This is a genomic window from Pseudomonas rhodesiae (assembly GCF_013285305.1).
In the GTDB taxonomy this organism is placed as follows: domain Bacteria; phylum Pseudomonadota; class Gammaproteobacteria; order Pseudomonadales; family Pseudomonadaceae; genus Aquipseudomonas; species Aquipseudomonas rhodesiae.
Genome location: NZ_CP054205.1, coordinates 4005873 through 4029991, shown reverse-complemented (window position 1 = coordinate 4029991; position 24119 = coordinate 4005873). Strand labels below are relative to the sequence as shown.

General features: G+C 61.2%; 20 protein-coding genes and 4 tRNA genes. 22 read left to right on the top strand and 2 right to left on the bottom strand.

From position 1 onward, the window contains the following. Positions 1-60 precede the first annotated feature (60 nt). Complete coding sequence (locus HRH33_RS18190) at positions 61-951, bottom strand: LysR family transcriptional regulator (RefSeq protein WP_034114436.1); 891 nt, start codon at positions 949-951, stop codon at positions 61-63. A gap of 148 nt (positions 952-1099) precedes the next feature. Here HRH33_RS18190 and leuC point away from each other — a divergent pair, with 148 nt between their 5' ends. The 19 genes from leuC to HRH33_RS18095 all read left to right on the top strand — a co-directional run bounded on the left by leuC (position 1100) and on the right by HRH33_RS18095 (position 20004). Continuing rightward, positions 1100-2518 (top strand): 3-isopropylmalate dehydratase large subunit, encoded by a 1419-nt coding sequence (gene leuC, locus HRH33_RS18185; protein ID WP_094066765.1) that lies wholly within the window; start codon positions 1100-1102, stop codon positions 2516-2518. A 10-nt stretch (positions 2519-2528) separates the two neighbouring features. Beyond that, positions 2529-3173: a 3-isopropylmalate dehydratase small subunit gene (leuD, locus tag HRH33_RS18180; RefSeq protein ID WP_034099174.1), complete on the top strand. Its 645-nt coding sequence runs from the start codon at positions 2529-2531 to the stop codon at positions 3171-3173. Positions 3174-3309: 136 nt separating this feature from the next. Then, positions 3310-4074: a class I SAM-dependent methyltransferase gene (locus tag HRH33_RS18175; protein WP_094066763.1), complete on the top strand. Its 765-nt coding sequence runs from the start codon at positions 3310-3312 to the stop codon at positions 4072-4074. A 53-nt stretch (positions 4075-4127) separates the two neighbouring features. After that, positions 4128-5210, top strand: coding sequence for a 3-isopropylmalate dehydrogenase (gene leuB / locus HRH33_RS18170; RefSeq protein WP_034136864.1), 1083 nt, complete (start codon positions 4128-4130; stop codon positions 5208-5210). 64 nt (positions 5211-5274) lie between these two features. Next, a complete protein-coding gene (gene asd / locus HRH33_RS18165; RefSeq protein WP_034099168.1) occupies positions 5275-6387 on the top strand; it encodes an aspartate-semialdehyde dehydrogenase in 1113 nt (370 codons plus the stop codon). Positions 6388-6624: 237 nt separating this feature from the next. After that, positions 6625-7635, top strand: coding sequence for an aspartate-semialdehyde dehydrogenase (locus HRH33_RS18160; protein ID WP_167418238.1), 1011 nt, complete (start codon positions 6625-6627; stop codon positions 7633-7635). Positions 7636-7799: 164 nt separating this feature from the next. Then, entirely contained in the window at positions 7800-10325 is a 2526-nt protein-coding gene (locus tag HRH33_RS18155; RefSeq protein WP_167418237.1) for a FimV family protein, read from the top strand. 158 nt (positions 10326-10483) lie between these two features. Then, positions 10484-11308 carry a tRNA pseudouridine(38-40) synthase TruA gene (gene truA, locus HRH33_RS18150; protein ID WP_034136867.1) on the top strand — a complete coding sequence of 275 codons (825 nt, stop codon included), beginning with the start codon at positions 10484-10486 and terminating at the stop codon, positions 11306-11308. Positions 11309-11371: 63 nt separating this feature from the next. After that, positions 11372-12004 (top strand): phosphoribosylanthranilate isomerase, encoded by a 633-nt coding sequence (locus HRH33_RS18145; RefSeq protein WP_034114430.1) that lies wholly within the window; start codon positions 11372-11374, stop codon positions 12002-12004. Positions 12005-12248: 244 nt separating this feature from the next. Further along, positions 12249-13169 carry an acetyl-CoA carboxylase, carboxyltransferase subunit beta gene (accD, locus tag HRH33_RS18140; protein WP_034136869.1) on the top strand — a complete coding sequence of 307 codons (921 nt, stop codon included), beginning with the start codon at positions 12249-12251 and terminating at the stop codon, positions 13167-13169. Continuing rightward, on the top strand, positions 13166-14473 hold the full coding sequence (folC, locus tag HRH33_RS18135; protein ID WP_167418236.1) for a bifunctional tetrahydrofolate synthase/dihydrofolate synthase: 1308 nt from the start codon (positions 13166-13168) through the stop codon (positions 14471-14473). Before accD ends, folC begins: the two co-directional genes overlap by 4 nt. Further along, a complete protein-coding gene (locus tag HRH33_RS18130) occupies positions 14457-15125 on the top strand; it encodes an SPOR domain-containing protein (protein ID WP_167418235.1) in 669 nt (222 codons plus the stop codon). The genes folC and HRH33_RS18130 overlap by 17 nt, the downstream gene beginning before the upstream one ends. A 227-nt stretch (positions 15126-15352) precedes the next feature. After that, a complete protein-coding gene (locus HRH33_RS18125) occupies positions 15353-15910 on the top strand; it encodes a CvpA family protein (protein WP_167418234.1) in 558 nt (185 codons plus the stop codon). Between the two features lie 41 nt (positions 15911-15951). Continuing rightward, positions 15952-17457: an amidophosphoribosyltransferase gene (gene purF, locus HRH33_RS18120; RefSeq protein WP_034099151.1), complete on the top strand. Its 1506-nt coding sequence runs from the start codon at positions 15952-15954 to the stop codon at positions 17455-17457. Between the two features lie 65 nt (positions 17458-17522). Beyond that, the gene (locus tag HRH33_RS18115; protein ID WP_034136872.1) at positions 17523-18734 is read left to right on the top strand and encodes an O-succinylhomoserine sulfhydrylase; all 1212 of its coding nucleotides are present in this window, start codon (positions 17523-17525) and stop codon (positions 18732-18734) included. A gap of 11 nt (positions 18735-18745) precedes the next feature. Further along, on the top strand, positions 18746-19510 hold the full coding sequence (locus tag HRH33_RS18110; protein ID WP_034136873.1) for an SDR family oxidoreductase: 765 nt from the start codon (positions 18746-18748) through the stop codon (positions 19508-19510). Between the two features lie 107 nt (positions 19511-19617). Next, positions 19618-19693: transfer RNA gene (locus HRH33_RS18105), tRNA-Val, on the top strand. A 54-nt stretch (positions 19694-19747) separates the two neighbouring features. Next, positions 19748-19824: transfer RNA gene (locus tag HRH33_RS18100), tRNA-Asp, on the top strand. Positions 19825-19927: 103 nt separating this feature from the next. Continuing rightward, positions 19928-20004, top strand: a tRNA-Asp gene (locus HRH33_RS18095). Between the two features lie 155 nt (positions 20005-20159). Here HRH33_RS18095 and HRH33_RS18090 read toward each other — a convergent pair. Continuing rightward, positions 20160-21443 carry an NAD(P)/FAD-dependent oxidoreductase gene (locus HRH33_RS18090; protein WP_034136874.1) on the bottom strand — a complete coding sequence of 428 codons (1284 nt, stop codon included), beginning with the start codon at positions 21441-21443 and terminating at the stop codon, positions 20160-20162. 184 nt (positions 21444-21627) lie between these two features. Here HRH33_RS18090 and HRH33_RS18085 point away from each other — a divergent pair. From HRH33_RS18085 to HRH33_RS18075, 3 genes are all read left to right on the top strand, one after another. After that, a tRNA-Val gene (locus HRH33_RS18085) sits at positions 21628-21704 on the top strand. A 156-nt stretch (positions 21705-21860) separates the two neighbouring features. Beyond that, positions 21861-22283: a hypothetical protein gene (locus tag HRH33_RS18080; RefSeq protein WP_167418535.1), complete on the top strand. Its 423-nt coding sequence runs from the start codon at positions 21861-21863 to the stop codon at positions 22281-22283. 121 nt (positions 22284-22404) lie between these two features. Beyond that, the gene (locus HRH33_RS18075) at positions 22405-24018 is read left to right on the top strand and encodes a histidine kinase famiy protein (RefSeq protein WP_034136876.1); all 1614 of its coding nucleotides are present in this window, start codon (positions 22405-22407) and stop codon (positions 24016-24018) included. The last annotated feature ends 101 nt before the right edge of the window (positions 24019-24119 follow it).

Genomic DNA, 24119 nt, shown 5'->3' with positions numbered 1-24119 from the left:
CCTTGGCTCACTCAATGGGCAAACAACGCGGTCCTGCTCAATAAACCGGGACGCAGTAGGTCATGCCGATATCCCCGGGAGATCGACCTGTGCATCCAGCAAGCTCATAAAGGCCCGCGCAGCGTTCGACAGCGTCCTTTCGGTGTGCACGATATAGCCTAGCTGGCGACTGAGCTGTATGCCTGGCAAAGCAACACTGGCCACCTGATCGTCCAGCATGGTGCGCGGCAGCACGCTCCAGGCCAGGCCGATGGACACCATCATTTTGATGGTTTCCAGGTAATTGGTGCTCATCGCAATATTCGGCGTGAGCCCCTGAGCCTCGAACAAACGGCTGACAATATGGTGGGTAAAGGTGTTACCGCCAGGGAATACGGCTGGGTGGCCGGCAATGTCGGCCAGACTCACAGGGCTATCGCCGGCCAGGCTGTGTTCCGGCGCTACCACGAAATCCAGCGGGTCGTCCCAAACGGGGGTGGCGCGCACTAGATGATGAGGGTCGGGCGCCAGGGTGATCACCGCTACTTCGGCACGGCCATGGAGGATTTCTTCGTAGGCCACTTCCGAATCCAGAAACTGAATATCCAAGGCCACGTTAGGGTACTGCCGGGTAAATGTGCGCAGTACCGGCGGCAGGCGATGCAGGCCGATATGGTGGCTGGTGGCAAGGGTCAGGCGCCCGCTGACTTCGCCGGTGAGATTGGTGAGGGCGCGGCGGGTGTCGTCCAGCACATTCAGAATCTGATACGCGCGCGGCAGCAGGGCACGCCCGGCTTCGGTCAGGCCGACCTCGCGGCCCAGGCGGTCGAACAGTCGCACGTTGAGCTGTTGCTCCAGGCCAGCAATGCGCTTGCTGATGGCGGGCTGGGTCAGGTGCAGGCGCTCGCCGGCCCCGGAAAAGCTGCCAGTCTCGGCGATGGCAATAAAGGCATTGAGGTTGGCCAGGTCCATTGTTGTATTCCAGTTGGTAATCCAAAGCATAAAAAATATGAATTTGAGTTATTTAATGTAGCGCCATACCATCAGCCTCACAAGCCAAAGGGTTATTGATACGTCTCAAAACCCGGGGCATAGAAAGACCGCTGATGAGGACCGACTGATGGCCGGCAAAACGCTTTACGACAAGCTTTGGGATTCCCATGAAGTGAAACGGCGCGACGACGGTTCGTCGCTGATCTATATCGACCGTCACATCATCCATGAAGTGACCTCGCCCCAAGCGTTCGAAGGCCTGCGGCTGGCCGGGCGCAAGCCTTGGCGCGTCGATTCCATCATCGCCACCCCGGATCACAACGTACCGACCACTCCCGAGCGCAAGGGCGGCATCGACGCCATCGCCGACCAGGTGTCGCGCCTGCAGGTGCAAACCCTCGACGACTATTGCGACGAATATGGCATCACCGAATTCAAGATGAATGACGTGCGTCAAGGCATCGTGCACGTCATCGGCCCGGAGCAGGGCGCCACGCTGCCGGGCATGACCGTGGTGTGCGGCGACTCCCACACCTCTACTCACGGTGCGTTCGGCGCGCTGGCCCATGGCATCGGCACTTCCGAGGTGGAGCATGTGTTCGCCACCCAGTGCCTGGTCGCCAAGAAAATGAAGAACATGCTGGTGCGCGTCGAAGGCCAATTGCCTTTTGGCGTGACCGCCAAGGACATCGTGTTGGCTGTGATCGGCAAGATCGGCACCGCCGGCGGGAACGGCCATGCCATCGAGTTCGCCGGCAGCGCCATTCGTGATCTGTCCATCGAAGGCCGCATGACCATTTGCAACATGTCCATCGAAGCCGGTGCCCGCGTGGGCATGGTGGCGGCGGACGAAAAAACCATCGAGTACGTCAAAGGCCGGCCGTTCGCCCCGCAAGGCGCCGACTGGGCCGCGGCGGTCGAAGCCTGGAAAGACCTGGTGTCCGACGCCGATGCGGTGTTCGACACCGTGGTCGAACTGGATGCAACCCAGATCAAGCCGCAGGTCAGTTGGGGCACTTCGCCGGAAATGGTCTTGGCGGTGGATCAGAGCGTGCCGGACCCGGCCAAGGAAACCGACCTGGTCAAGCGCGGCTCCATCGAGCGCGCCTTGAAGTACATGGGGTTGACCGCCAACCAGGCGATCACCGATATCCAGTTGGATCGCGTGTTCATCGGCTCCTGCACCAACTCGCGGATCGAAGACCTGCGCGCCGCGGCGGTGATCGCCAAGGGCCGCAAAGTCGCCTCGACCATCAAGCAAGCCATCGTGGTGCCGGGCTCGGGCCTGGTCAAAGCGCAAGCCGAGGCCGAGGGCTTGGACAAGATCTTCCTTGAGGCCGGTTTTGAATGGCGCGAGCCGGGCTGCTCCATGTGCCTGGCGATGAACCCGGACCGTTTGGAGTCGGGCGAGCATTGCGCGTCGACCTCCAACCGTAACTTCGAAGGGCGTCAGGGCGCCGGTGGCCGTACCCATCTGGTCAGCCCGGCCATGGCCGCCGCTGCTGCCGTCAACGGTCGTTTCATCGACGTTCGCGAATTGATCTGAGGAATACCCGATGCGAGCTTTTACCCAACACACAGGTCTTGTCGCGCCGTTGGACCGTGCCAACGTGGACACCGACCAGATCATCCCCAAGCAGTTCTTGAAGTCGATCAAGCGCACCGGCTTCGGCCCCAACCTGTTCGACGAGTGGCGCTATCTGGACGTGGGCTATGCCTACCAGGACAACTCCAAGCGCCCGCTGAACAAGGATTTCGTCCTCAACGCCGAGCGTTACCAGGGCGCCAGTGTATTGCTGGCCCGGGAAAACTTCGGCTGCGGTTCCAGCCGTGAGCACGCGCCGTGGGCCCTGGAAGAATATGGCTTTCGCAGCATCATCGCGCCGAGCTTTGCCGACATCTTCTTCAACAACAGCTTCAAGAACGGCCTGTTGCCGATCATCTTGAGCGACGCCGAAGTGGACGAGCTGTTCCAGCAAGTGGAAGCCACTGTGGGCTACCAGTTGACGGTGGACCTGGCCGCGCAGACCGTGACCCGTCCGGACGGCAAGGTGTATCACTTTGAAGTGGATGCCTTCCGTAAGCACTGCCTGCTCAACGGGTTGGACGATATTGGCCTGACCCTGCAGGACGGCGATGCGATTGCGGCGTTTGAAGCCAAGCACCGGGCCAGCCAGCCTTGGTTGTTTCGTGACGCGTAAATTGATGTAGGCAGGGCCGGCTTCATCGGGGGCAAGCCCCCTCCCACCTTTTGAGTTGTGAATACATTCAAATGTGGGAGGGGGCTTGCCCCCGATAGGGCCGGTACCATCAACACAACCCATGAAGGATGCCACCATGACCGCCACCGCCCACACCCAAGTCGTGCAAAAGCAATTCGGCGAACAGGCCTCGGCCTACCTGAGCAGCGCCGTGCACGCCCAAGGCACCGAATTCGCGCTGCTCCAGGCTGAGCTGGCCGGGCAGGGCGGTGCGCGACTGCTGGACCTGGGGTGTGGAGCCGGTCATGTGAGTTTCCAGGTGGCGCCGCTGGTCAAGGACGTGGTGGCCTACGACCTGTCCCAGCAGATGCTCGACGTAGTGGCCGCCGCCGCGCAGGAGCGCGGGCTCACCAATATAAGCACCGTAAACGGTGCCGCCGAGCGCTTGCCGTTCGCTGATGGCGAGTTCGATTTTGTGTTCAGTCGCTATTCGGCCCACCACTGGAGTGACCTCGGCCTGGCCCTGCGCGAAGTACGCCGGGTGCTTAAACCGGGGGGCGTGGCGGCCTTTGTCGATGTGCTGTCACCCGGCAGCCCGCTGCTGGACACTTACCTGCAAACCGTCGAAGTGCTGCGCGACACCAGCCACGTACGCGATTATTCTGCCGCTGAATGGATGCGTCAGCTCAGCGAAGCCGGTTTGCACGTACGCAACAGCAGCCGCCAACGCCTGCGTCTGGAATACACCTCTTGGGTCGAGCGCATGCGCACGCCACAAGCCTTGCGCACCGCGATTCTTGAGCTGCAGCAAGCGATGGGCCAGGAAGTGCGCGATTACTACGAGATTCAAGCCGACGGCACCTTCAGCACCGACGTGCTGGTAGTGTGGGCCGAGCGCTGATTAATTTTTCCGACCTGTCCCGCGGATGGGTCGCCCGATGAAATGAGGCAAGCATGAGCAAGCAGATTCTGATTCTCCCTGGCGATGGTATTGGTCCGGAAATCATGGCCGAAGCGGTCAAAGTCCTGGAGCTGGCCAACACCAAGTACAGCCTGGGCTTCGAATTGAGCCACGACGTGATCGGCGGCGCCGCCATCGACAAGCATGGCGTGCCGCTGGCCGATGAAACCCTGGAACGTGCCCGCGCCGCCGATGCCGTGCTGCTGGGCGCCGTGGGCGGACCGAAATGGGACAAGATCGAACGCGACATCCGTCCGGAGCGCGGCTTGCTGAAAATCCGCGCGCAACTGGGCCTGTTCGGCAATCTGCGCCCGGCGATCCTTTATCCGCAGCTGGCTGATGCGTCGAGCCTCAAGCCGGAGGTGGTGTCGGGTCTGGATATCCTGATCGTGCGTGAGCTGACCGGCGGTATCTATTTCGGCGCCCCACGCGGCGTGCGCGTGCTGGACAACGGCGAACGTCAGGCCTACGACACCTTGCCCTACAGCGAAAGCGAAATCCGCCGGATCGCCCGTGTCGGTTTCGACATGGCCCGCGTGCGCGGCAAAAAGGTCTGCTCGGTGGACAAGGCCAACGTGCTGGCGTCCAGCCAACTGTGGCGCGAGATTGTCGAAGAAGTCGCCAAGGACTACCCGGACGTTGAACTGAGCCACATGTATGTCGATAACGCCGCGATGCAGCTGGTGCGCGCGCCCAAGCAGTTCGACGTGATCGTCACCGACAACCTGTTCGGCGACATCCTGTCCGACCAGGCCTCGATGCTCACCGGTTCCATCGGCATGCTGCCGTCGGCGTCTTTGGACACCAACAACAAGGGTATGTACGAGCCTTGCCACGGCTCGGCGCCTGACATCGCAGGGCAGGGCATTGCCAACCCGCTGGCGACTATCCTTTCGGTGTCGATGATGCTGCGTTACACCTTCAACCTGAGCGACGCGGCGGATGCCATCGAGAAGGCCGTGAGCCTGGTCTTGGATCAGGGCTTGCGCACTGGCGACATCTGGTCGCAGGGTTGCACCAAAGTCGGTACGCAAGAAATGGGCGACGCAGTAGTCGCCGCGCTGCGGAATCTGTAATCTCTCGGGCCCGCTTGCAGTTGTTGCTGCAAGGCGGCCCACTTTTTAACAAGGTGTAGTTGCGATGAAACGTGTAGGTCTGATCGGTTGGCGCGGTATGGTCGGTTCCGTGCTCATGCAGCGGATGCTGGAAGAGCAGGATTTCGATCTTATTGAGCCGGTGTTTTTCACCACGTCGAACGTGGGTGGCCAGGGTCCGTCCGTGGGCAAGGACATTGCTCCGCTCAAGGACGCCTACAGCATTGACGAGCTGAAGACCCTCGACGTGATTCTGACCTGCCAGGGCGGCGACTACACCAGCGAAGTCTTCCCCAAGCTGCGCGAGGCCGGCTGGCAGGGTTACTGGATCGACGCCGCGTCGAGCCTGCGCATGCAGGACGATGCCGTGATCATCCTGGACCCGGTCAACCGCAAGGTCATCGACCAGCAACTGGACGCCGGCACCAAGAACTACGTCGGCGGCAACTGCACCGTCAGCCTGATGCTGATGGGCCTGGGCGGCCTGTTCGAAGCAGGGCTGGTCGAGTGGATGAGCGCCATGACCTATCAGGCGGCGTCCGGCGCCGGCGCGCAGAACATGCGCGAGCTGATCAAACAGATGGGCGCCACCCACGCCGCCGTCGCTGATCAATTGGCCGATCCTGCCAGCGCGATCCTCGACATCGACCGCCGTGTGGCCGAAGCCATGCGCAGCGAAGCCTACCCGACCGAGAACTTCGGCGTGCCGTTGGCCGGCAGCCTGATTCCCTGGATCGACAAGGAGCTGCCCAACGGTCAGAGCCGTGAAGAGTGGAAGGCCCAGGCCGAGACCAACAAGATCCTCGGTCGCTTCAAGAGCCCGATCCCAGTCGACGGTATCTGCGTGCGCATCGGCGCCATGCGCTGCCACAGCCAGGCGCTGACCATCAAACTGAACAAAGACGTGCCGATCGCCGATATCGAATCGCTGATCAGCCAGCACAACCCCTGGGTCAAGCTGGTGCCGAACAACCGCGAGATCAGCATGCAGGAGCTGAGCCCGACCAAGGTCACCGGCACCCTGAATGTACCGGTGGGCCGTCTGCGCAAGCTGAACATGGGCACCCAGTACCTGGGCGCATTCACCGTCGGCGACCAGTTGCTGTGGGGCGCGGCCGAACCGCTGCGTCGCATGCTGCGGATTCTGCTGGAGCGTTGATCGCCTGAGGCGGTAAGAGAAACCCGCGTTCTGGTGACAGACGCGGGTTTTTTGTTGGGCGTTCGGGTGCTATCGGGGGCAAGCCCCCTCCCACAGTGGCATGTGTTCGCAACTCAAAGGTGGGAGGGGGCTTGCCCCCGATAGCGCCATCCGCCCCACCACACCCCCACGCCAATTGCCTCGCCCCCAGCCACCCGGTAAAGTGCCGCTCCCCCCGCAATGCCCGAGGCAACCCCCATGACCCAGACCTTTGAAGTCGCCGTGATCGGCGCCACCGGCACCGTCGGTGAAACCCTGGTGCAGATTCTCGAAGAACTGGCGTTTCCGGTGGGCACCTTGTATCTGCTAGCTGGCAGCAACTCCGCCGGGGCCTCGGTGCCGTTTCGTGGCAAGAACGTGCGGGTCAGAGAAGTCGACGAGTTCGATTTCAGCAAAGCGCACCTGGCGTTTTTCGCCGCCGGCCCGGCCGTGACCATGAGCTTCGCTGCGCGCGCCACGGCCGCGGGTTGCTCGGTGATCGACCTGTCGGGCGCGTTGCCCGCCGAGCAGGCGCCGCAGGTGGTGCCCGAGGCCAATGCCCATCTGCTCGATGGACTGGGCAAACCTTTCCTGCTGAGCAGCCCGAGCCCATCCGCCACATACCTGGCGGTGGCCCTGGCGCCGTTGCGCGGCTTGCTGGATATCCAGCGCGTTAACGTTACCGCTAATCTGGCGGTGTCGGCACAGGGGCGCGAAGCCGTCAGTGAACTGGCCCGGCAAACCGCCGAATTGCTGAATGCGCGGCCATTGGAGCCAACGTTTTTCGATCGCCAGATGGCCTTCAACCTCTTGGCGCAAGTCGGCACGCCAGATGCCCAAGGTCATACCGCCCTGGAAAAGCGCCTGGTACACGAACTGCGCGCCGTGCTGGATTTACCTTTGCTAAAGATTTCCGCAACCTGCGTTCAAGCCCCGGTGTTTTTTGGCGATAGCCTGACTGTCTCGCTGCAATTGGGGGCGCCGGTCGATCTCGCTGCGGTGAATCGCATCCTCGATACCTCGCCAGGGATAGAGCTTGTAGAGGAGGGCGATTATCCAACGGCAGTCGGCGATGCGGTGGGCCAGGATGTGGTCTATGTCGGGCGTGTGCGTGCCGGTGTGGATGACCCGGCGGAACTAAATCTGTGGCTGACGTCAGATAACGTACGCAAAGGCGCGGCGCTCAACGCCGTGCAGCTGGCGCAGTTGTTGATAAAAGCCCTTGTGTAAAAGATACTTGGCGGCAATTTGTAGATTGATTCTAACCAGGCGCTATGCTTGGCCCCAAGCAGGAACAATTGCGTGTCGGTGACCTATCGGCTCGCCATGCCTTTTATGGCAGCGGTTACCAACCTTCTCGCAGGCCGGGGAGCGTTCAAACAAAGGATGAGGCTATGGTTCAAGTTCGCAAACTGGTGTTAGCAATAGCGGCCGCCTCGGCGCTGTCCTCCGGTATGGCGCAGGCGCTCCAGTTGGGGGAAATGACCCTCAAGTCGAAGCTGAACCAGCCCTTGTCGGTGGAAATCGAATTGCTCGATGTCGGCGGCCTCACGGCGTCCGAGATCACGCCGAGCCTGGCGTCGTCCCAGGCATTTGTGGATGCCGGCGTCGATCGTCAGGCGTTTCTCGATGATCTAACGTTCACCCCGGTGGTCAATCCCAATGGTCGCAGTGTGGTGCGCGTCACCTCCAGCAAGCCATTGCCCGATTCCTACATCCGGTTCCTGTTGCAGGTGCAATGGCCCAATGGCCGTTTGATGCGTGACTACAGCGTGCTGCTTGATCCGGCCAAGTTCGATCAGCCGGCCGCCACCACGGCAGCTCCGACGCCGCGCCTGAGTGCGCCGGCCGTGAGCAAGCCCGCCCAGCACACCACCACTCCCCGCGATACCCTGTGGGAAATTGCCGAAAAGCATCGCAATGGCGCTTCGGTCCAACAGACCATGCTGGCTATCCAGGCACTTAATCCGAGCGCGTTCGTCGACGGCAATATCAACCGGCTGAAAACCGGCCAGGTGCTGCGCCTGCCGGACACCGTCCAAAGTACCGCACTGCCGCAACCCCAGGCGATCGCCGAAGTCAGGGCGCAGAACGAGGCCTGGCGTCAGGGCCGTCGCACGGCGGCCAACCAGGCCGCCGGCAAGCAGCAACTGGATGCCACCAAACGCACCCAGGCAGGCAATGCCCCGGCGACCACCAACGCCAAGGACAACCTGAGCCTGGTTTCTGCCGAAGCGGCCAAGAAAGGCGGCAAGGGTAAGGCTGGCGACAGCCAGGCCCTGAGCGACAAGTTGGCGATGACCCAGGAGCAATTGGACACTACGCGTCGCGACAACGAAGAGCTGAAAAGCCGCGCCGCCGACCTGCAAAGCCAACTGGACAAGCTGCAAAAGCTGATTCAACTGAAGAACGATCAGTTGGCTCGCCTCCAGGCTGAAAAAGCGGACCCTGCCGCCGCGCCGGCGATGTCGGCCCAACTGGCCGCCGACCCCGCTGCCACCCCGGCTGCTCCTGCTGCATCGACCACACCGACCACACCGACTACACCGACCCCAGTGGCCCCGGTGTCTGAACCGATCAAGACGGACGCAGCACCGGCCACCACCGAAGGCAAGTTCAATGAGCTGCTGACCAATCCGATCGTCCTGGGTGTGGTCGGCGGTGCCGCGGCCTTGATTGCACTGCTGCTTTTGCTGCTGGTGTTGCGCCATCGCAATGCTCGCCGCGAAGAAGAAAAGCACCTGCGCATGGCGCGAGCCCTGGCCGAAGAGCCGGAATTCACCTCCAATATCGACCAGGACTTGCCGCCGGACAGTTTTGAAGGCCTGGAAGTGCCACCACCAAACGTCAAACTGGCTGCTGCGCCCGCGCCTGCTGCGGTGAGCGCGCCGGTGGCGGCACCGTCGGTTGCGTCCGTGCTGTCGCCCCTGGCCGCGGCGGTCGCGCCGCAAAACGCCAATGATGCCTTGGCGCTGGCTCAGTCCCATATCGATCGCGGCCTGCTCAACCAGGCCGCCGATGTATTGGAGCAAGCGATCAAGCATGAGCCCAAGCGCAGCGATCTGCGCCTGAAGCTGATGGAGGTCTATGGCCTGCAAAACGACAAAGACGGCTTCGTCACCCAAGAGCGTCAACTGGTGGCCAACGGTGAAAACCACGCCCAGGTCGAGCAGCTCAAGGCGCGCTTCCCGGCGATGGCTGTGCTGGCGGCGGGGGTCAGTGCCGCGGTGGCCGCCGCTGCCCTTGACGCTCAGTACGTCAAGGAGTTGCTGGAAGATAAGCCGGCGCAGCAGCCGGAAGCGTTCGATACCGATTTCGACCTGAGCCTGGACGAGCTGGAGTCGGCATCCCCAGCCGAACTCAAGGACGATCAGCAGACCTTCGAATCCCTGCTCAAGGAGCAAACCCAGGCCCAGGCCGCCACCGATGAACTGGCGGATTTCGACTTGCAACTGGACGCACCGGCGTCGGCGCAGTCGGACGACGATTTCCTCTCGGGTCTGGAAAGCGAGATGAAGGATGTACCGGCCGTCGAGCCGCCAACGTTGACCCCCGCGGCGCTGGACGACTTCGAACTGCCGGAAGATTTCGATTTGTCACTGGCGGACGAACCCGAAGCAGAGGCCAAGCCGGATGCGTTTGCCTCGGAGCTGAACGACGTCAACGCTGAGTTGGATCGCCTGTCTCAGAGCCTTGAGCACCCGTCGTTCACGGCGCAGGACGCCGCGCTGGGTGACGATGAGCCAGAGTTTGACTTCCTCTCCGGCACCAATGAAGTGGCCACCAAGCTTGACCTGGCCCAGGCCTATATCGACATGGGCGATGCGGATGGTGCGCGGGACATCCTGTCCGAGGTGCTCACCGAGGGCAACGAGGTGCAGCGCGGCGAGGCCAAGGAGATGCTCGGCCGGCTGGCTTGATGACCGGCCATTGACGCAGCGGCGGCCTTCGGGTCGCCGTTTTGCTTTGCAGCCCACCAAACACATGGCGTCCGCGGCGAGCCGCCTTATAATGGCCGCCTTTGCGCAACTCATCAGGCTCTCAGTTCTTGGCAAATATAGATAACGCGGCCGCCGAAATGGCGGCCGCAGGCTTTTACCGCATCGCCTTGGGCGTTGAATACAAAGGTTCGCGCTATCGCGGCTGGCAGCGCCAGGCGTCCGGCGTGCCGACGGTGCAGGAAACCCTGGAGAATGCGCTGTCCAAAGTCGCCGACTCGCCGGTGTCGCTGATGTGCGCCGGGCGCACCGATGCCGGTGTCCACGCGTGCGGCCAGGTGGTGCATTTCGATACCCAGGCCGAGCGCTCGATGAAGGCATGGGTCATGGGCGCTAATATCAATTTGCCCCATGACGTCAGCGTCAGCTGGGCCAAAGTCATGCCCGCGCATTTTCACGCGCGTTTCAAGGCCATCGCCCGGCGCTACCGTTACGTGATCTACAACGACCAGATCCGTCCGGCCCACCTCAATGAAGAGATCACCTGGAACCATCGCCCGCTGGACGCCGAACGTATGGCCGAGGCGGCGCAGCATTTGGTCGGTGTACATGACTTCAGCGCGTTTCGTGCCGGCCAGTGCCAGGCCAAGTCGCCGATCAAGGAAGTTCACCACCTGCGTGTTACCCGTCACGGCAAGATGATTGTGTTGGATATTCGTGCCGGGGCGTTCCTGCACCATATGGTGCGCAATATCGCTGGCGTGCTGATGACTATCGGCGCCGGCGAGCGCCCGGTGGAATGGGCCAAGGAAGTGTTGGAAAGCCGCATCCGGCGTACCGGGGGGGTGACGGCGCACCCGTTCGGGCTGTATCTGGTGCAAGTGGAGTACCGGGACGAATTTGAGCTGCCGGAGCGTTTTATCGGGCCACACTTCCTGACCGGCTTCAGCGAACTTGGCGGCTGACGCCCGGAAAAGCTTTTGTTACCATCCGGGACTTTCGCGGTCCAATCCCGAGGTTTCTACGACATGTCAGCCGTTCGCAGCAAGATTTGCGGGATTACCCGCATAGAAGACGCGCTGGCAGCCGTCGAGGCGGGGGCGGATGCCATCGGCCTGGTGTTTTATGCCAAAAGCCCGCGGTCGGTGAATGTGTTGCAGGCGCGGGCCATCATTGCCGCCTTGCCGCCGTTCGTGACCACCGTGGGGTTGTTCGTCAACGCCAGCCGTTGCGAACTCAACGAAACCCTGGATGCCGTGGCGCTGGACATGCTGCAATTCCATGGCGACGAGACCCCCGAAGAATGTGAAAGCTATCAGCGGCCTTACATCAAGGCGCTGCGAGTCAAGGCCGGCGATGACATCGCCAGTGCCTGCGCCGCCTATGCCGGTGCGCGGGGCATACTGCTGGACACCTACGTCGAAGGTATTCCGGGCGGCACGGGCGAGGCGTTCGATTGGTCGCTGATTCCGCAAGGGTTGAGCAAACCGATCATCCTGGCCGGCGGGCTCACCCCAGCGAATGTCGGGGCGGCCATCCAGCAAGTCAGGCCCTATGCGGTAGATGTCAGCGGTGGGGTGGAGCAGGCCAAAGGCATCAAGGATCACAGCAAGATTCGCGCGTTCATGCAGGCCGTGCGCGACAGCAATGGCGGGATGTGACGGCTGGCAGTCTGCCGCCGTCCATAACTACCACTGTGTAAAACAGCCCGACGCCGTCTGTGGGTGGCTCGGAAACGAAGTGGCAACCTTGCGTTGGCAGGTTGTCTGGAAGGCTGAGGGCACTGGCTGGAAATGGCAGGTCGAACGTCTGACCCCGTCCAGTTTGTGTCATCGCCACATATGAATTTAGCTCAAGGGCATACGCGGGGCTGAGTTCAAGCCACCGGTACTGGAGAAAGAAAGCATGAGCAACTGGTTAGTAGACAAACTGATCCCTTCGATCATGCGTTCCGAGGTGAAGAAAAGCTCGGTTCCTGAAGGTCTGTGGCACAAGTGCCCATCCTGCGACGCGGTGCTGTACCGCCCCGAGCTGGAAAAGACCCTGGACGTTTGCCCCAAGTGCAACCACCACATGCGTATTGGCGCTCGCGCCCGCATCGACATCTTCCTCGACGCCGATGGCCGTAATGAGTTGGGCGCCGACCTGGAACCGGTCGACCGTCTCAAGTTCCGCGACGGCAAGAAGTACAAGGACCGTCTGAGCGCCGCACAAAAGCAGACCGGCGAGAAAGACGCACTGATTTCCGTCAGCGGTAAGCTGCTGGGCATGCCGGTCGTCGTGTCGGCGTTCGAATTCTCCTTCATGGGCGGCTCCATGGGCGCCATCGTTGGTGAGCGCTTCGTACGCGCCGCCAACTATGCGCTGGAAAACCGTTGCCCGATGATCTGCTTCGCCGCCTCCGGTGGTGCGCGTATGCAGGAAGCCTTGATCTCCCTGATGCAAATGGCCAAGACCTCCGCGGTACTGGCGCGTCTGCGCGAAGAAGGCATCCCGTTTATTTCCGTGCTGACCGACCCGGTCTACGGCGGCGTTTCCGCCAGCCTGGCGATGCTGGGTGATGTGATCGTCGGCGAGCCAAAAGCCCTGATCGGCTTTGCCGGCCCGCGCGTGATCGAGCAGACCGTGCGCGAAAAGCTGCCCGAAGGTTTCCAGCGCAGCGAGTTCCTGCTGGAGCACGGAGCCATCGACATGATCATTCCGCGCGGCGAACTGCGTCCGCGACTGGGCAACCTGCTGGCGCAAATGATGGGCTTGCCGACGCCGGTATACGTTGCGCCCAAGGTCGAGCCGATCGTGGTGCCGCCGGTGCCTGCAAACCTATGACCCAACGAACCCTGGGCGAATGGCTCGCCTACCTTGAGCAGTTGCATCCTTCCGCCATCGACATGGGCCTGGAGCGCTCGCAACAGGTAGCGGCCCGCCTCGGGTTGGGCCGGCCGGCACCGCGCGTGATCACGGTGACCGGCACCAACGGCAAGGGCTCTACCTGTGCCTTTGTCGCCGCGTTGCTGCAGGCCCAAGGCCTGAAGGTGGGCGTGTACAGCTCGCCGCACCTGCTGCGCTACAACGAGCGGGTGCAGATCAATGGCGTCGAAGCCACCGATGCGCAACTGTGCGACGCCTTTGCCGCGCTTGATGCCGGGCGTGGCGATATTTCCCTGACTTACTTCGAAATGGGCACTCTGGCGGCGTTCTGGCTGTTCGAGCGTGCGCACCTGGATGTGGTGGTGCTGGAAGTGGGCCTGGGCGGGCGCCTGGACACGGTTAACGTGGTGGATGCCGACCTGGCGCTGGTCACCAGTATTGGCGTGGATCACGCCGATTATCTGGGCGACACACGGGAATCCGTGGCGTTCGAGAAGGCCGGAATCTTCCGCCAGGGCAAGCCTGCGCTGTGCGGCGATCTTGACCCGCCGCAGCCATTGCTGGACAAAGCGCGCACGCTGGATTGCCCGTTTTTCCTGCGAGGCCGTGAGTTCAAACTTGAGATCGGCGAGCGGCACTGGCAATGGCAGGGGCGTAATGCGCGCGGACAGGTCGTGATTCTGGGTGACCTGCCGCTGTTGAATCTGCCGATGGAAAACGCTGCGCTGGCGCTGCAAGCCTATCTGCTGCTGGATCTGCCGTGGAATGCCGAGCAGATTGCTGCGACCTTGTTGGCGACCCGGGTGACCGGGCGCCTGGATCGTCGTGTGGTCCAATGGCAAGGCAAGCGCTTGAATCTGTTGCTGGACGTGGGGCATAACCCCCACGCCGCCGACTACCTGGCGCGCCGCTTGGCGCGCACGCCGCCGGTCGGGCGACGTCTTGCGGTCTTCGGGTTGCTGGCCGACAAGGATCTTGATGGGGTGATTGCGCCTCTACTGAGCAGCGTCCAGGCGTGGGCGGTAGCGCCGTTGGATACGCCGCGCAGTCGTCCTGCCGCGGAATTGGCGGCGGCTCTACAGAACCTTGGTGCACCGGTGACGTCGTATACAAGCGTCATCGCAGCCCTTGAGGCGCAGTGTGCGGTGGCAATGCCCGAGGACGAGATTCTGTTGTTCGGATCATTTTATTGTGTTGCCGAGGCGCTTGAGTGGTTGGCCCGGCGCTCCACGGAGGAAGCTGCACATGGCATTACTGGATAGCGCTTACAAGCAGCGGATGGTCGGCGCGCTGGTGCTGGTGGCGTTGGCGGTGATTTTCCTGCCGATGCTGTTTTCCCGCCAGGACGAACAGCGCCAGGTGGTGGTCGAGGCCCCGGCTGCGCCTCAGGCGCCGGCAGTGCCGCAGGTACAGGTTGAGCCGGTGGTGGTGCCTGAGCCGCAAGCCTTGCCGGAAGAAGAACCCGTGCCAAGCGAGGAAGACCTGGCGACGCAACAGGCGCCGTCGATGCCGGTGCAGCCAAGCGTGCCGGTGGTCAAGCCTGCTCCGGCGCCTGCGCCAGCGACCGCAGCGGCCAAGCCAGTAGCGCCAGCGCCGGCACCCAAGCCGGTGGCGCCACAGCCCGCCGCCCCGGGCAAGCCGGACGTGGGGCAGAGCCGTATCGACGCCAATGGTCTGTCGATCAGCTGGTCAATCCAGGTAGCCAGCCTGGGCAATCGCGACGGTGCCGACGCCTTGCAGAAAAAGCTGCGGGCTCAAGGGTACAACGCTTATATCCGCAGTGCTGACGGCAAGAATCGGGTATTTATCGGGCCGTTGATCGAGCGTGCCGAAGCCGATCGTTTGCGCGATTTGCTCGATCGTCAGCAGGGTCTGAAAGGTTTTGTGACCCGTTTCCAGCCTGAGCGCGGCTGATTCAAGCCGACCAATCGGTCTGAGTGTGGGAGGGGGCTTGCCCCGATGGCGGTTTGACAGTCGGCGCATGAATGACTGATCCAGCGCCATCGGAGGCAAGCCTCCTCCCACATTGGTTTGTCATGGGCGTCACAAACCATTGATTTGCTAAGCAGCTGCAATCACCGCTTACCGACAGCCCGACGCTCTGCTAAAATGCGCCGCCTTATCCGTCCGTAGGCTCAAACGTGCCATTTACCTGGGTTGATTGGGCGATTGTCGCAATCGTCGCCATCTCCGCTTTGATCAGTATCAGCCGCGGCTTCGTCAAAGAAGCCCTGTCGTTGCTGACCTGGATCATCGCAGGAGTCGTAGCCTGGATGTTCGGTGGTTCACTGTCGGTTTACCTGGCCGGTTACATCGAGACACCTTCGGCTCGCGTCATCGCGGGCTGCGCCATCATGTTCATCGCCACGCTGCTGGTGGGGGCAATGGTCAATTATCTTATTGGCGAGTTGATACGCGTCACCGGCCTCTCCGGGACCGATCGATTTCTCGGCATGGCCTTCGGCGCCGCGCGTGGTGCGTTGCTGGTGGTCGTGGCGGTCGGGCTGTTGAGCCTGGGGCCGGTACAGCAGGATGCATGGTGGCAGGAGTCGGTACTCGTGCCAAAATTTCTATTGGTTGCAGATTGGTCCAAGAACCTCATATTGGGGTGGAGCAGTCAGTGGCTGGCCAGCGGCATCAGCGTACCCGCTGATATGCCGTTCAAGGAGCACCTCTTACCGGCCAAAACGCCTCAGTAAGCGGTACTCAGTCAAGATCCATTAAGTAGGGGTTGCGTCGCATGTGTGGCATCGTCGGTATCGTCGGTAAGTCGAACGTCAATCAGGCGCTGTATGACGCGCTAACCGTCCTCCAGCACCGCGGCCAGGATGCTGCCGGTATTGTGACCAGCCACGACGGCCGGTTGTTCCTGCGCAAGGATAATGGCCTGGTACGTGACGTGTTTCATCAGCGTCACATGCAGCGGCTGGTCGGTCACATGGGCATTGGCCATGTGCGCTACCCGACTGCCGGCAGCTCCACTTCGGCCGAAGCCCAACCGTTTTACGTCAACTCGCCTTACGGCATCACCCTGGCGCACAACGGTAACCTCACCAACGTTGAGCAACTGGCCAAGGAGATTTACGAGTCTGACTTGCGCCACGTCAACACCAGCTCCGATTCGGAAGTGCTGCTCAACGTGTTCGCCCACGAGTTGGCTCAGCGCGGCAAGCTGCAACCCACCGAAGAGGACGTGTTCGCCGCGGTCACCGATGTGCACAACCGTTGCGTAGGTGGCTATGCGGTAGTGGCCATGGTGACTGGCTACGGTATCGTCGGTTTCCGCGACCCCCATGGCATCCGCCCGATCGTGTTCGGCCAGCGTCACACCGACGAAGGCGTCGAGTACATGATCGCCTCGGAAAGCGTATCCCTGGACGTGCTGGGCTTCACCTTGATCCGCGATCTCGCGCCGGGTGAAGCGGTGTACATCACCGAAGATGGCAAGCTGCACACCCGTCAGTGCGCCGTGGCGCCGAAACTCACGCCGTGCATCTTCGAACACGTCTACCTGGCGCGTCCGGACTCGATCATCGACGGTGTGTCGGTGTACAAGGCGCGCCTGCGCATGGGTGAGAAACTGGCCGAGAAAATCCTGCGCGAGCGTCCCGAGCACGATATCGACGTGGTGATCCCGATTCCGGACACCAGTCGTACCGCTGCGCTGGAACTGGCTAACCACCTGGGCGTCAAGTTCCGCGAAGGGTTCGTCAAGAACCGCTACATCGGCCGTACTTTCATCATGCCGGGTCAGGCGGCACGCAAGAAGTCGGTGCGTCAGAAGCTCAACGCCATCGAGCTGGAGTTCCGCGGCAAGAACGTGATGCTGGTGGATGACTCCATCGTGCGCGGCACCACCTGCAAGCAGATTATCCAGATGGCCCGCGAAGCCGGGGCGAAGAACGTGTACTTCTGTTCCGCCGCACCCGCCGTGCGCTACCCGAACGTGTACGGTATCGACATGCCGAGCGCCCATGAGCTGATCGCCCATAACCGCACGACTCAGGACGTGGCTGATCTGATCGGCGCCGATTGGCTGATCTATCAGGACCTACCGGACCTGATCGAAGCGGTCGGTGGCGGCAAGATCAAGATCGACCAGTTCGATTGCGCCGTGTTCGACGGCAAGTACGTGACCGGGGACGTCGACGAGGCGTACCTGGACAAGATCGAGCAGGCGCGTAACGACTCGTCGAAGATCAAGACCCAGGCGGTCAGTGCGATCATCGACCTGTACAACAACTGAGTAGACACCGGCCCTGAGGGGCCGGTTTTGTATCTTAAATACCGTATTGAGTAAGGAGTGGCAGCATGAGTCAGGAATGGGATGCCGGTCGGCTGGACAGCGACCTCGATGGCGTAGCTTTCGATACCCTGGCTGTGCGCGCCGGCCAGCATCGCACGCCGGAAGGTGAGCACGGCGATCCGATGTTCTTCACCTCCAGCTATGTGTTTCGTACCGCTGGCGATGCCGCTGCGCGCTTTGCCGGTGAAGTGCCGGGCAATGTGTACTCGCGCTACACCAACCCTACCGTACGCGCATTCGAAGAGCGCATTGCGGCCCTGGAAGGCGCCGAGCAGGCGGTAGCCACCGCGACCGGCATGGCAGCCATCATGGCGGTGGTGATGAGTTTGTGCAGCGCCGGCGACCACGTGCTGGTGTCACGTAGCGTGTTTGGCTCGACCATCAGCCTGTTCGAAAAATACTTCAAGCGCTTCGGCGTCGAAGTGGACTACGTGCCCTTGGCGGACCTGTCCGGCTGGGACGCGGCCATCAAGGCCAACACCAAATTGTTGTTCGTCGAGTCGCCGTCCAACCCGTTGGCCGAGCTGGTAGACATTGCCGCCCTGGCCGAAGTGGCGCATGCCAAAGGTGCAATGCTGGTGGTCGACAACTGTTTCTGCACACCAGCCTTGCAGCAGCCGCTGAAGCTGGGTGCGGACGTTGTGGTGCATTCGGCGACCAAGTTCATCGACGGCCAGGGTCGTTGCATGGGCGGTGTAGTGGCTGGTCGCGGCGAACAGATGAAGGAAGTGGTGGGCTTTTTGCGCACCGCCGGCCCGACCCTGAGCCCTTTCAACGCCTGGATCTTCCTCAAGGGCCTGGAGACCCTCAGTCTGCGCATGAAGGCCCACTGTGCCAACGCTCAGGCGCTGGCCGAGTGGCTGGAGCAGCAGGACGGCATCGAGAAGGTTCACTACGCGGGCCTCAAGAGCCATCCGCAGCACGAGTTGGCCCAGCGCCAGCAGCGTGGTTTCGGCGCTGTGGTGAGTTTTGAGGTCAAGGGCGGCAAGGACGGCGCCTGGCGCTTTATCGACGCGACTCGTTTGATCTCCATCACCGCCAACCTGGGTGACAGCAAAACCACCATTACCCATCCGAGCACTACGTCCCACGGACGCTTGGCACCGCAGGAGCGGGAAGCGGCCGGTATCCGTGACAGCCTGATCCGCATCGCGGTCGGCCTGGAAGACGTGGCCGACCTGCAGGCCGACCTGGCTCGCGGGCTGGCGGCCTTGTGATCGAGTGGGCCATGGAAGCCGCGGTAGCCAGTAACGGCCGTGTTGCGCTGGTGACCGGCGCGGCGCGGGGCATTGGCCTGGGTATCGCGGCGTGGTTGATCAGTGAGGGTTGGCAAGTTGTGCTGACGGACCTTGATCGTGAGCGCGGTGCCAAGGTGTCCAAGGTGCTGGGCGATAACGCCTGGTTTATCAGCATGGACGTGGCCGACGAGAAACAGGTCGCCCAAGGGGTTGCCGAAGTGCTCGGGCAGTTCGGGCGCCTGGACGCCCTGGTGTGCAATGCGGCGGTTGCCGATCCGCATAACATCACCCTGGAAAGCCTGGATCTGGCGTATTGGAATCGTGTGCTGGCGGTTAACCTCAGTGGGCCGATGTTGCTGGCCAAGCATTGTGCGCCCTACCTGCGTGCCCACGGTGGCGCAATCGTCAATCTGGCCTCTACCCGTGCGCGGCAATCGGAGCCGGACTGTGAAGCCTATGCGGCGAGCAAGGGCGGATTGCTGGCGCTGACTCACGCGCTGGCTATCAGCTTGGGGCCGGAAGTGCGGGTCAATGCAGTCAGCCCTGGCTGGATTGATGCGCGTGATCCTGCGGTGCGGCGCGCTGAGCCGTTGAGTGACGCCGACCATGCTCAGCATCCGGCCGGCCGGGTCGGCACGGTGGAGGATGTGGCGGCGATGGTGGCGTGGTTGCTGTCGCGTCAGGCCGGGTTTGTTACCGGGCAAGAGTTCGTCGTGGACGGTGGCATGAGCAAGAAGATGATTTACAGCGAGTAGGGCGCAGGGCTGTCTTGAAGCAATTTTGTCTTTTTTGGAAAAACTTCAAGCGGGCTATTGACTTAGGTCTGCTACCTGCGTAAATTTCGCGGCCTCAACGAAGCAAAGGGTGATTAGCTCAGCTGGGAGAGCATCTGCCTTACAAGCAGAGGGTCGGCGGTTCGATCCCGTCATCACCCACCACTTCTTGAGAGTTTTGCCTTCGGGCAAGACGCAGCCTTAAGGTTGCACCGACGCGCAGCGGTAGTTCAGTCGGTTAGAATACCGGCCTGTCACGCCGGGGGTCGCGGGTTCGAGTCCCGTCCGCTGCGCCATATTTTCCAGGTCTGATACATCGGGCCTGAGATTGAACAGCCAAGGTTGATCAGTCAGACGTTTAATGACGGTAGAGATGTTGCTCTGCCGGTCAAGCGATACGCAGCGGTAGTTCAGTCGGTTAGAATACCGGCCTGTCACGCCGGGGGTCGCGGGTTCGAGTCCCGTCCGCTGCGCCATATCTGCCTCAAGGCCCACTGAACGCCTTGAAGCACAAAGCAAGCTAAAAGCTGTTTTGATCCGATAGCAAAAACCCTGGTCGAAAGACCGGGGTTTTTTGTTTGTGCGATTTGCAACGGATGTTGGAGCCGGCGAACCGGCTCCCACGACCTATTCAGAAGCCCAGCTTGTCCCGCAACCCGTAATACCACGCCCCCATTGCCGCAAACGGCGTACGCAACAGTTGCCCGCCCGGGAAGGGGTAGTGCGGCAGGTCGGCGAATGCGTCAAAACGCTCTGCCTGGCCTCTCAAAGCCTCCGCCAGTACCTTGCCTGCCAAGTGCGTGTACGTCACGCCATGGCCGCTGCAGCCTTGGGAATAGTAGATGTTGTCGCCCAGGCGCCCGACTTGCGGCAAGCGAGACAGCGTCAGCAGGAAGTTACCCGTCCAGGCGTAGTCGATCTTCACGTCCTTGAGTTGTGGGAAGGCCTTGAGCATTTTCGGACGGATGATCGCCTCGATGTTGGCTGGGTCGCGCGCGCCATACACCACGCCGCCGCCGAAGATCAGGCGTTTATCGCTGGTCAGGCGATAGTAGTCGAGCAAGTAATTGCAATCTTCGACGCAGTAATCCTGCGGCAGCAGCGAATTGGCCAAGTCATCGCCCAGCGGCGCAGTGGTGATGACTTGGGTGCCACACGGCATCGACTTGGCCGCCAACTCCGGCACCAGGTTACCCAGATAGGCATTGCCCGCAACGATGATGAACTTGGCTCTGACCTTGCCTTCGGCGGTATGCACCACGGGGCTCGCGCCTCGCTCGATACGCACCGCCGCCGATTGCTCGTAGATCGTGCCACCCAGGGATTCCACGGCGGCGGCTTCGCCCAATGCCAGGTTGAGCGGATGGATATGGCCGCCGCTCATGTCTAGCAGACCGCCTACGTAGTTCTCGCAGGCCACCACCTCGCGGATACGACGCTCGTCCAGCAGCTCTAGTTGTGTATGGCCGTAGCGTTCCCACAGACGCTTTTGCGACTCCAGATGGGCCATGTGCTTGCTGTTGAGCGCGGCGAAAACTCCACCATCTTTCAAGTCGCACTGAATCTGGTACTTGGCCACCCGTTCGCGAATGATCTTGCCCCCTTCGAACGCCATTTGCCCCAGCAACTGCGCCTGCTTGGGCCCGACGCTGCGCTCGATCACGTCGATATCGCGGCTGTAGCTGTTGACGATCTGTCCGCCATTGCGGCCCGAGGCGCCGAAACCCACTTTCGCGGCCTCCAGTACCGTAACGCGAAAGCCGTGCTCCAGCAGGAACAGTGCGCTGGAAAGACCGGTATAGCCGGCGCCAATCACACACACATCGGTTTCGACCTCGCCTTGCAGCACAGGGCGAGGTGTAACGGCGTTGGCGGAAGCGGCGTAATACGACTGGGGGTAGGGGGTGTTCGCCATCCTGGAACCTCTGTTTTATATTTTTTACGAGTGCGTCGATCCTACCTGAGTTGAAAATCGGCTGCCAGCCATGCAAAAACTGCGGGTGATGTGGCCCTCGATAAAAAATTCGCATATTCATAGGGTTAGCTACGAAAAAGATGTTGACACACCTTCGGAATTCCGTAGAATGCCGCCTCACAGCAGGCACGTAGCTCAGTTGGTTAGAGCACCACCTTGACATGGTGGGGGTCGTTGGTTCGAGTCCAATCGCGCCTACCAAACAAAATCCGCTCTGCTGGGCGGTCTAGAAGGGCTCACCGAAAGGTGGGCCCTTTTTTGTTGTCGAAATTACCGCAATGGAAATGGACAGCAAGACTAAAGTCCCCGGTAATCAAGCCGATAAAGTGAGCAATCTCTCGTTATCGGACATTCGACATGCTTATCAATGTTGGTAATTCCAGCTCCGTAGTCGTCCCGCAGACCACGTCTATCACCAGTGAGATAACCAAGAACGAAGACACCGGGGCCCTGACCATTCGTATGGATCCAAAAGCCACGGGGGCTGCTGCGAACGGCGGGGACCAGGCTCTATCCGGCACGCAGGAGTCAGATCAGGTCAAAGAGTTGAAAAAACAGATCGAGCAACTGCAAAAGCAGCTTCAGCAGGCTCAGGAGGCGTTGCAGAGAGCCCAGTCCAGCAAACAAAGTGAAGAGGCCAAGGCTGTGGCTGTCATGGCGGCTCAAACACAGATTTCGACCATAAACGCGGCATTGCAGACGGTTACCGCGGCGCTTTTGCAGGCCGTCATGGCCGAGAACGGCAGCGGGAAGGGGTCAATGCTCAGCACCACGGCTTGAACTGATCGTAAAGGGTCGTTGTAGAACGGAGCCACGGGGCGCCAAACTATTTTTTGACTCCGGTTGTCTATGAGGCAGGAAGTCCGTTTTCTCCTCTATCAAGCCGACAGGATTTAGCCCCGTGACTCATCAACCAAAAGATCTCCACACCCGCGTGGATAACTCTGAAACCGGTGATATCACATCGGCAGGTAAGAACATCTTCTTTGCTGCCGTCGGCACCACGCGTATGCCCATGATCGTCACCGATCCCAATCGCGAAGATAATCCGATCATTTTTGCCAACCAGGCCTTCCTGGATATGACCGGTTACAGCGCCGACGAAATCTACGGGCGCAACTGCCGCTTTCTACAAGGCCCGGATACCGACCCCGAGGTGGTGGGCCAGATCAAGCAATCCATCAGTGAAGAAGAAGACGTCGCGGTCGAGTTGCTCAACTACCGCAAAGACGGCTCGACGTTCTGGAACGCGTTGTTCATTTCGCCGGTGTACAACGAATCCAATCAGTTGATGTACTTCTTCGCTTCGCAGCTGGACGTCAGTCGCCGCCGCGATGCCGAGGACGCGCTGCGTCAGGCGCAGAAAATGGAAGCGCTGGGCCAGCTCACCGGCGGTATTGCTCACGACTTCAACAACCTGCTGCAGGTCATCGGCGGCTATGTCGAGATGGTCGACCGCGCCGTGCGCAAGCCTGTGCTGGACGAAGATCGTGTGATTCGCAGCCTGAGTATGACCAAAGGGGCGGTAGAGAAAGCGTCCACGCTGACGCAGCAGTTGCTGGCGTTTTCCCGCAAGCAGAAATTGCAGGGGCGAGTGATCAACCTCAATCATTTCGTCGAACTGGCCAGACGCTCCGCTGAGCGGGTGATGGGCGACAACATCGACTTTCGCACCGACCTGCAAACCGATCTGTGGAACTGCCGCATCGACCCGACCCAGGCCGAGCTGGCCATCCTCAATATCGTGATCAATGCGCGCGACGCCTTGGTGGAGCGTGAGCAGCCTGCCTTGGCTATCGAGACCCGCAATATCCAAGTGCGCGAACTCAGCTCCATGTCCTACGACGGGCTGATGCCGGGACGCTATGTCAGTATGGCCTTGACCGACAATGGCTGTGGGATGCCCGACAGTATTCTTACGCGGGTTATGGACCCGTTCTTCACCACCAAGGATGAAGGCAAGGGCACCGGCCTGGGCTTGTCGATGGTCTACGGCTTTGCCAAGCAGTCCGGCGGCGCTGTGCGGATTTACTCCGAGGAGGGCCTTGGCACCACGGTGCGCTTGTATTTCCCGGCGGATGAGGCTGGCGTGTCGGCCCAGGAAGAGCCCAAGGTGTCGGAAGCCCGCAGCGGTTCGGAACGTATCCTGATCGTCGAGGACCGCCCGGATGTCGCGGAGCTGGCGCGCATGGTGCTGGAGGACTACGGCTATCACACCACCATCGCCTACGGCGCTGCCGAGGCATTGGACGTGTTGGCCAGGGAAGAGCGTTATGACTTGCTGTTCTCCGACGTGATCATGCCCGGCGGCATGAATGGCGTGATGCTGGCGCGGGAGGTCTGCCAGTTGTACCCCGACATGAAAATCCTGCTGACCACTGGCTACGCGGAAAACGCCATTGAACGCACCGACCTGGGCGGCGCGGAGTTCGAGGTGATCTCCAAACCGTGCTTGCCCAATGTGCTGGCCAAGAAGGTCAGGTATGTGCTCGATGGTCCCAACGGCGTGAGCTGAGCCTTGTGTAGGGGGCGTTGCCGACGACGCGCCCCCATTCCCTCCGATACCCACAAAATTTATTGGATCGCAGCAACAATTTTTCTTGTTGGACACCTCCC

What these genes read in the sequence shown, in the direction of transcription:
- HRH33_RS18110 (WP_034136873.1), top strand. Translation starts at nt 18,746, where the DNA reads ATGGAAGCCGCGGTAGCCAGTAACGGCCGTGTTGCGCTGGTGACCGGC.
- HRH33_RS18190 (WP_034114436.1), bottom strand. Translation starts at nt 951, where the DNA reads ATGGACCTGGCCAACCTCAATGCCTTTATTGCCATCGCCGAGACTGGC.
- HRH33_RS18115 (WP_034136872.1), top strand. Translation starts at nt 17,523, where the DNA reads ATGAGTCAGGAATGGGATGCCGGTCGGCTGGACAGCGACCTCGATGGC.
- folC (WP_167418236.1), top strand. Translation starts at nt 13,166, where the DNA reads ATGACCCAACGAACCCTGGGCGAATGGCTCGCCTACCTTGAGCAGTTG.
- leuB (WP_034136864.1), top strand. Translation starts at nt 4,128, where the DNA reads ATGAGCAAGCAGATTCTGATTCTCCCTGGCGATGGTATTGGTCCGGAA.
- leuD (WP_034099174.1), top strand. Translation starts at nt 2,529, where the DNA reads ATGCGAGCTTTTACCCAACACACAGGTCTTGTCGCGCCGTTGGACCGT.
- HRH33_RS18155 (WP_167418237.1), top strand. Translation starts at nt 7,800, where the DNA reads ATGGTTCAAGTTCGCAAACTGGTGTTAGCAATAGCGGCCGCCTCGGCG.
- HRH33_RS18145 (WP_034114430.1), top strand. Translation starts at nt 11,372, where the DNA reads ATGTCAGCCGTTCGCAGCAAGATTTGCGGGATTACCCGCATAGAAGAC.
- accD (WP_034136869.1), top strand. Translation starts at nt 12,249, where the DNA reads ATGAGCAACTGGTTAGTAGACAAACTGATCCCTTCGATCATGCGTTCC.
- HRH33_RS18175 (WP_094066763.1), top strand. Translation starts at nt 3,310, where the DNA reads ATGACCGCCACCGCCCACACCCAAGTCGTGCAAAAGCAATTCGGCGAA.
- HRH33_RS18090 (WP_034136874.1), bottom strand. Translation starts at nt 21,443, where the DNA reads ATGGCGAACACCCCCTACCCCCAGTCGTATTACGCCGCTTCCGCCAAC.
- HRH33_RS18080 (WP_167418535.1), top strand. Translation starts at nt 21,861, where the DNA reads ATGCTTATCAATGTTGGTAATTCCAGCTCCGTAGTCGTCCCGCAGACC.
- HRH33_RS18130 (WP_167418235.1), top strand. Translation starts at nt 14,457, where the DNA reads ATGGCATTACTGGATAGCGCTTACAAGCAGCGGATGGTCGGCGCGCTG.
- leuC (WP_094066765.1), top strand. Translation starts at nt 1,100, where the DNA reads ATGGCCGGCAAAACGCTTTACGACAAGCTTTGGGATTCCCATGAAGTG.
- purF (WP_034099151.1), top strand. Translation starts at nt 15,952, where the DNA reads ATGTGTGGCATCGTCGGTATCGTCGGTAAGTCGAACGTCAATCAGGCG.
- asd (WP_034099168.1), top strand. Translation starts at nt 5,275, where the DNA reads ATGAAACGTGTAGGTCTGATCGGTTGGCGCGGTATGGTCGGTTCCGTG.
- HRH33_RS18160 (WP_167418238.1), top strand. Translation starts at nt 6,625, where the DNA reads ATGACCCAGACCTTTGAAGTCGCCGTGATCGGCGCCACCGGCACCGTC.
- truA (WP_034136867.1), top strand. Translation starts at nt 10,484, where the DNA reads ATGGCGGCCGCAGGCTTTTACCGCATCGCCTTGGGCGTTGAATACAAA.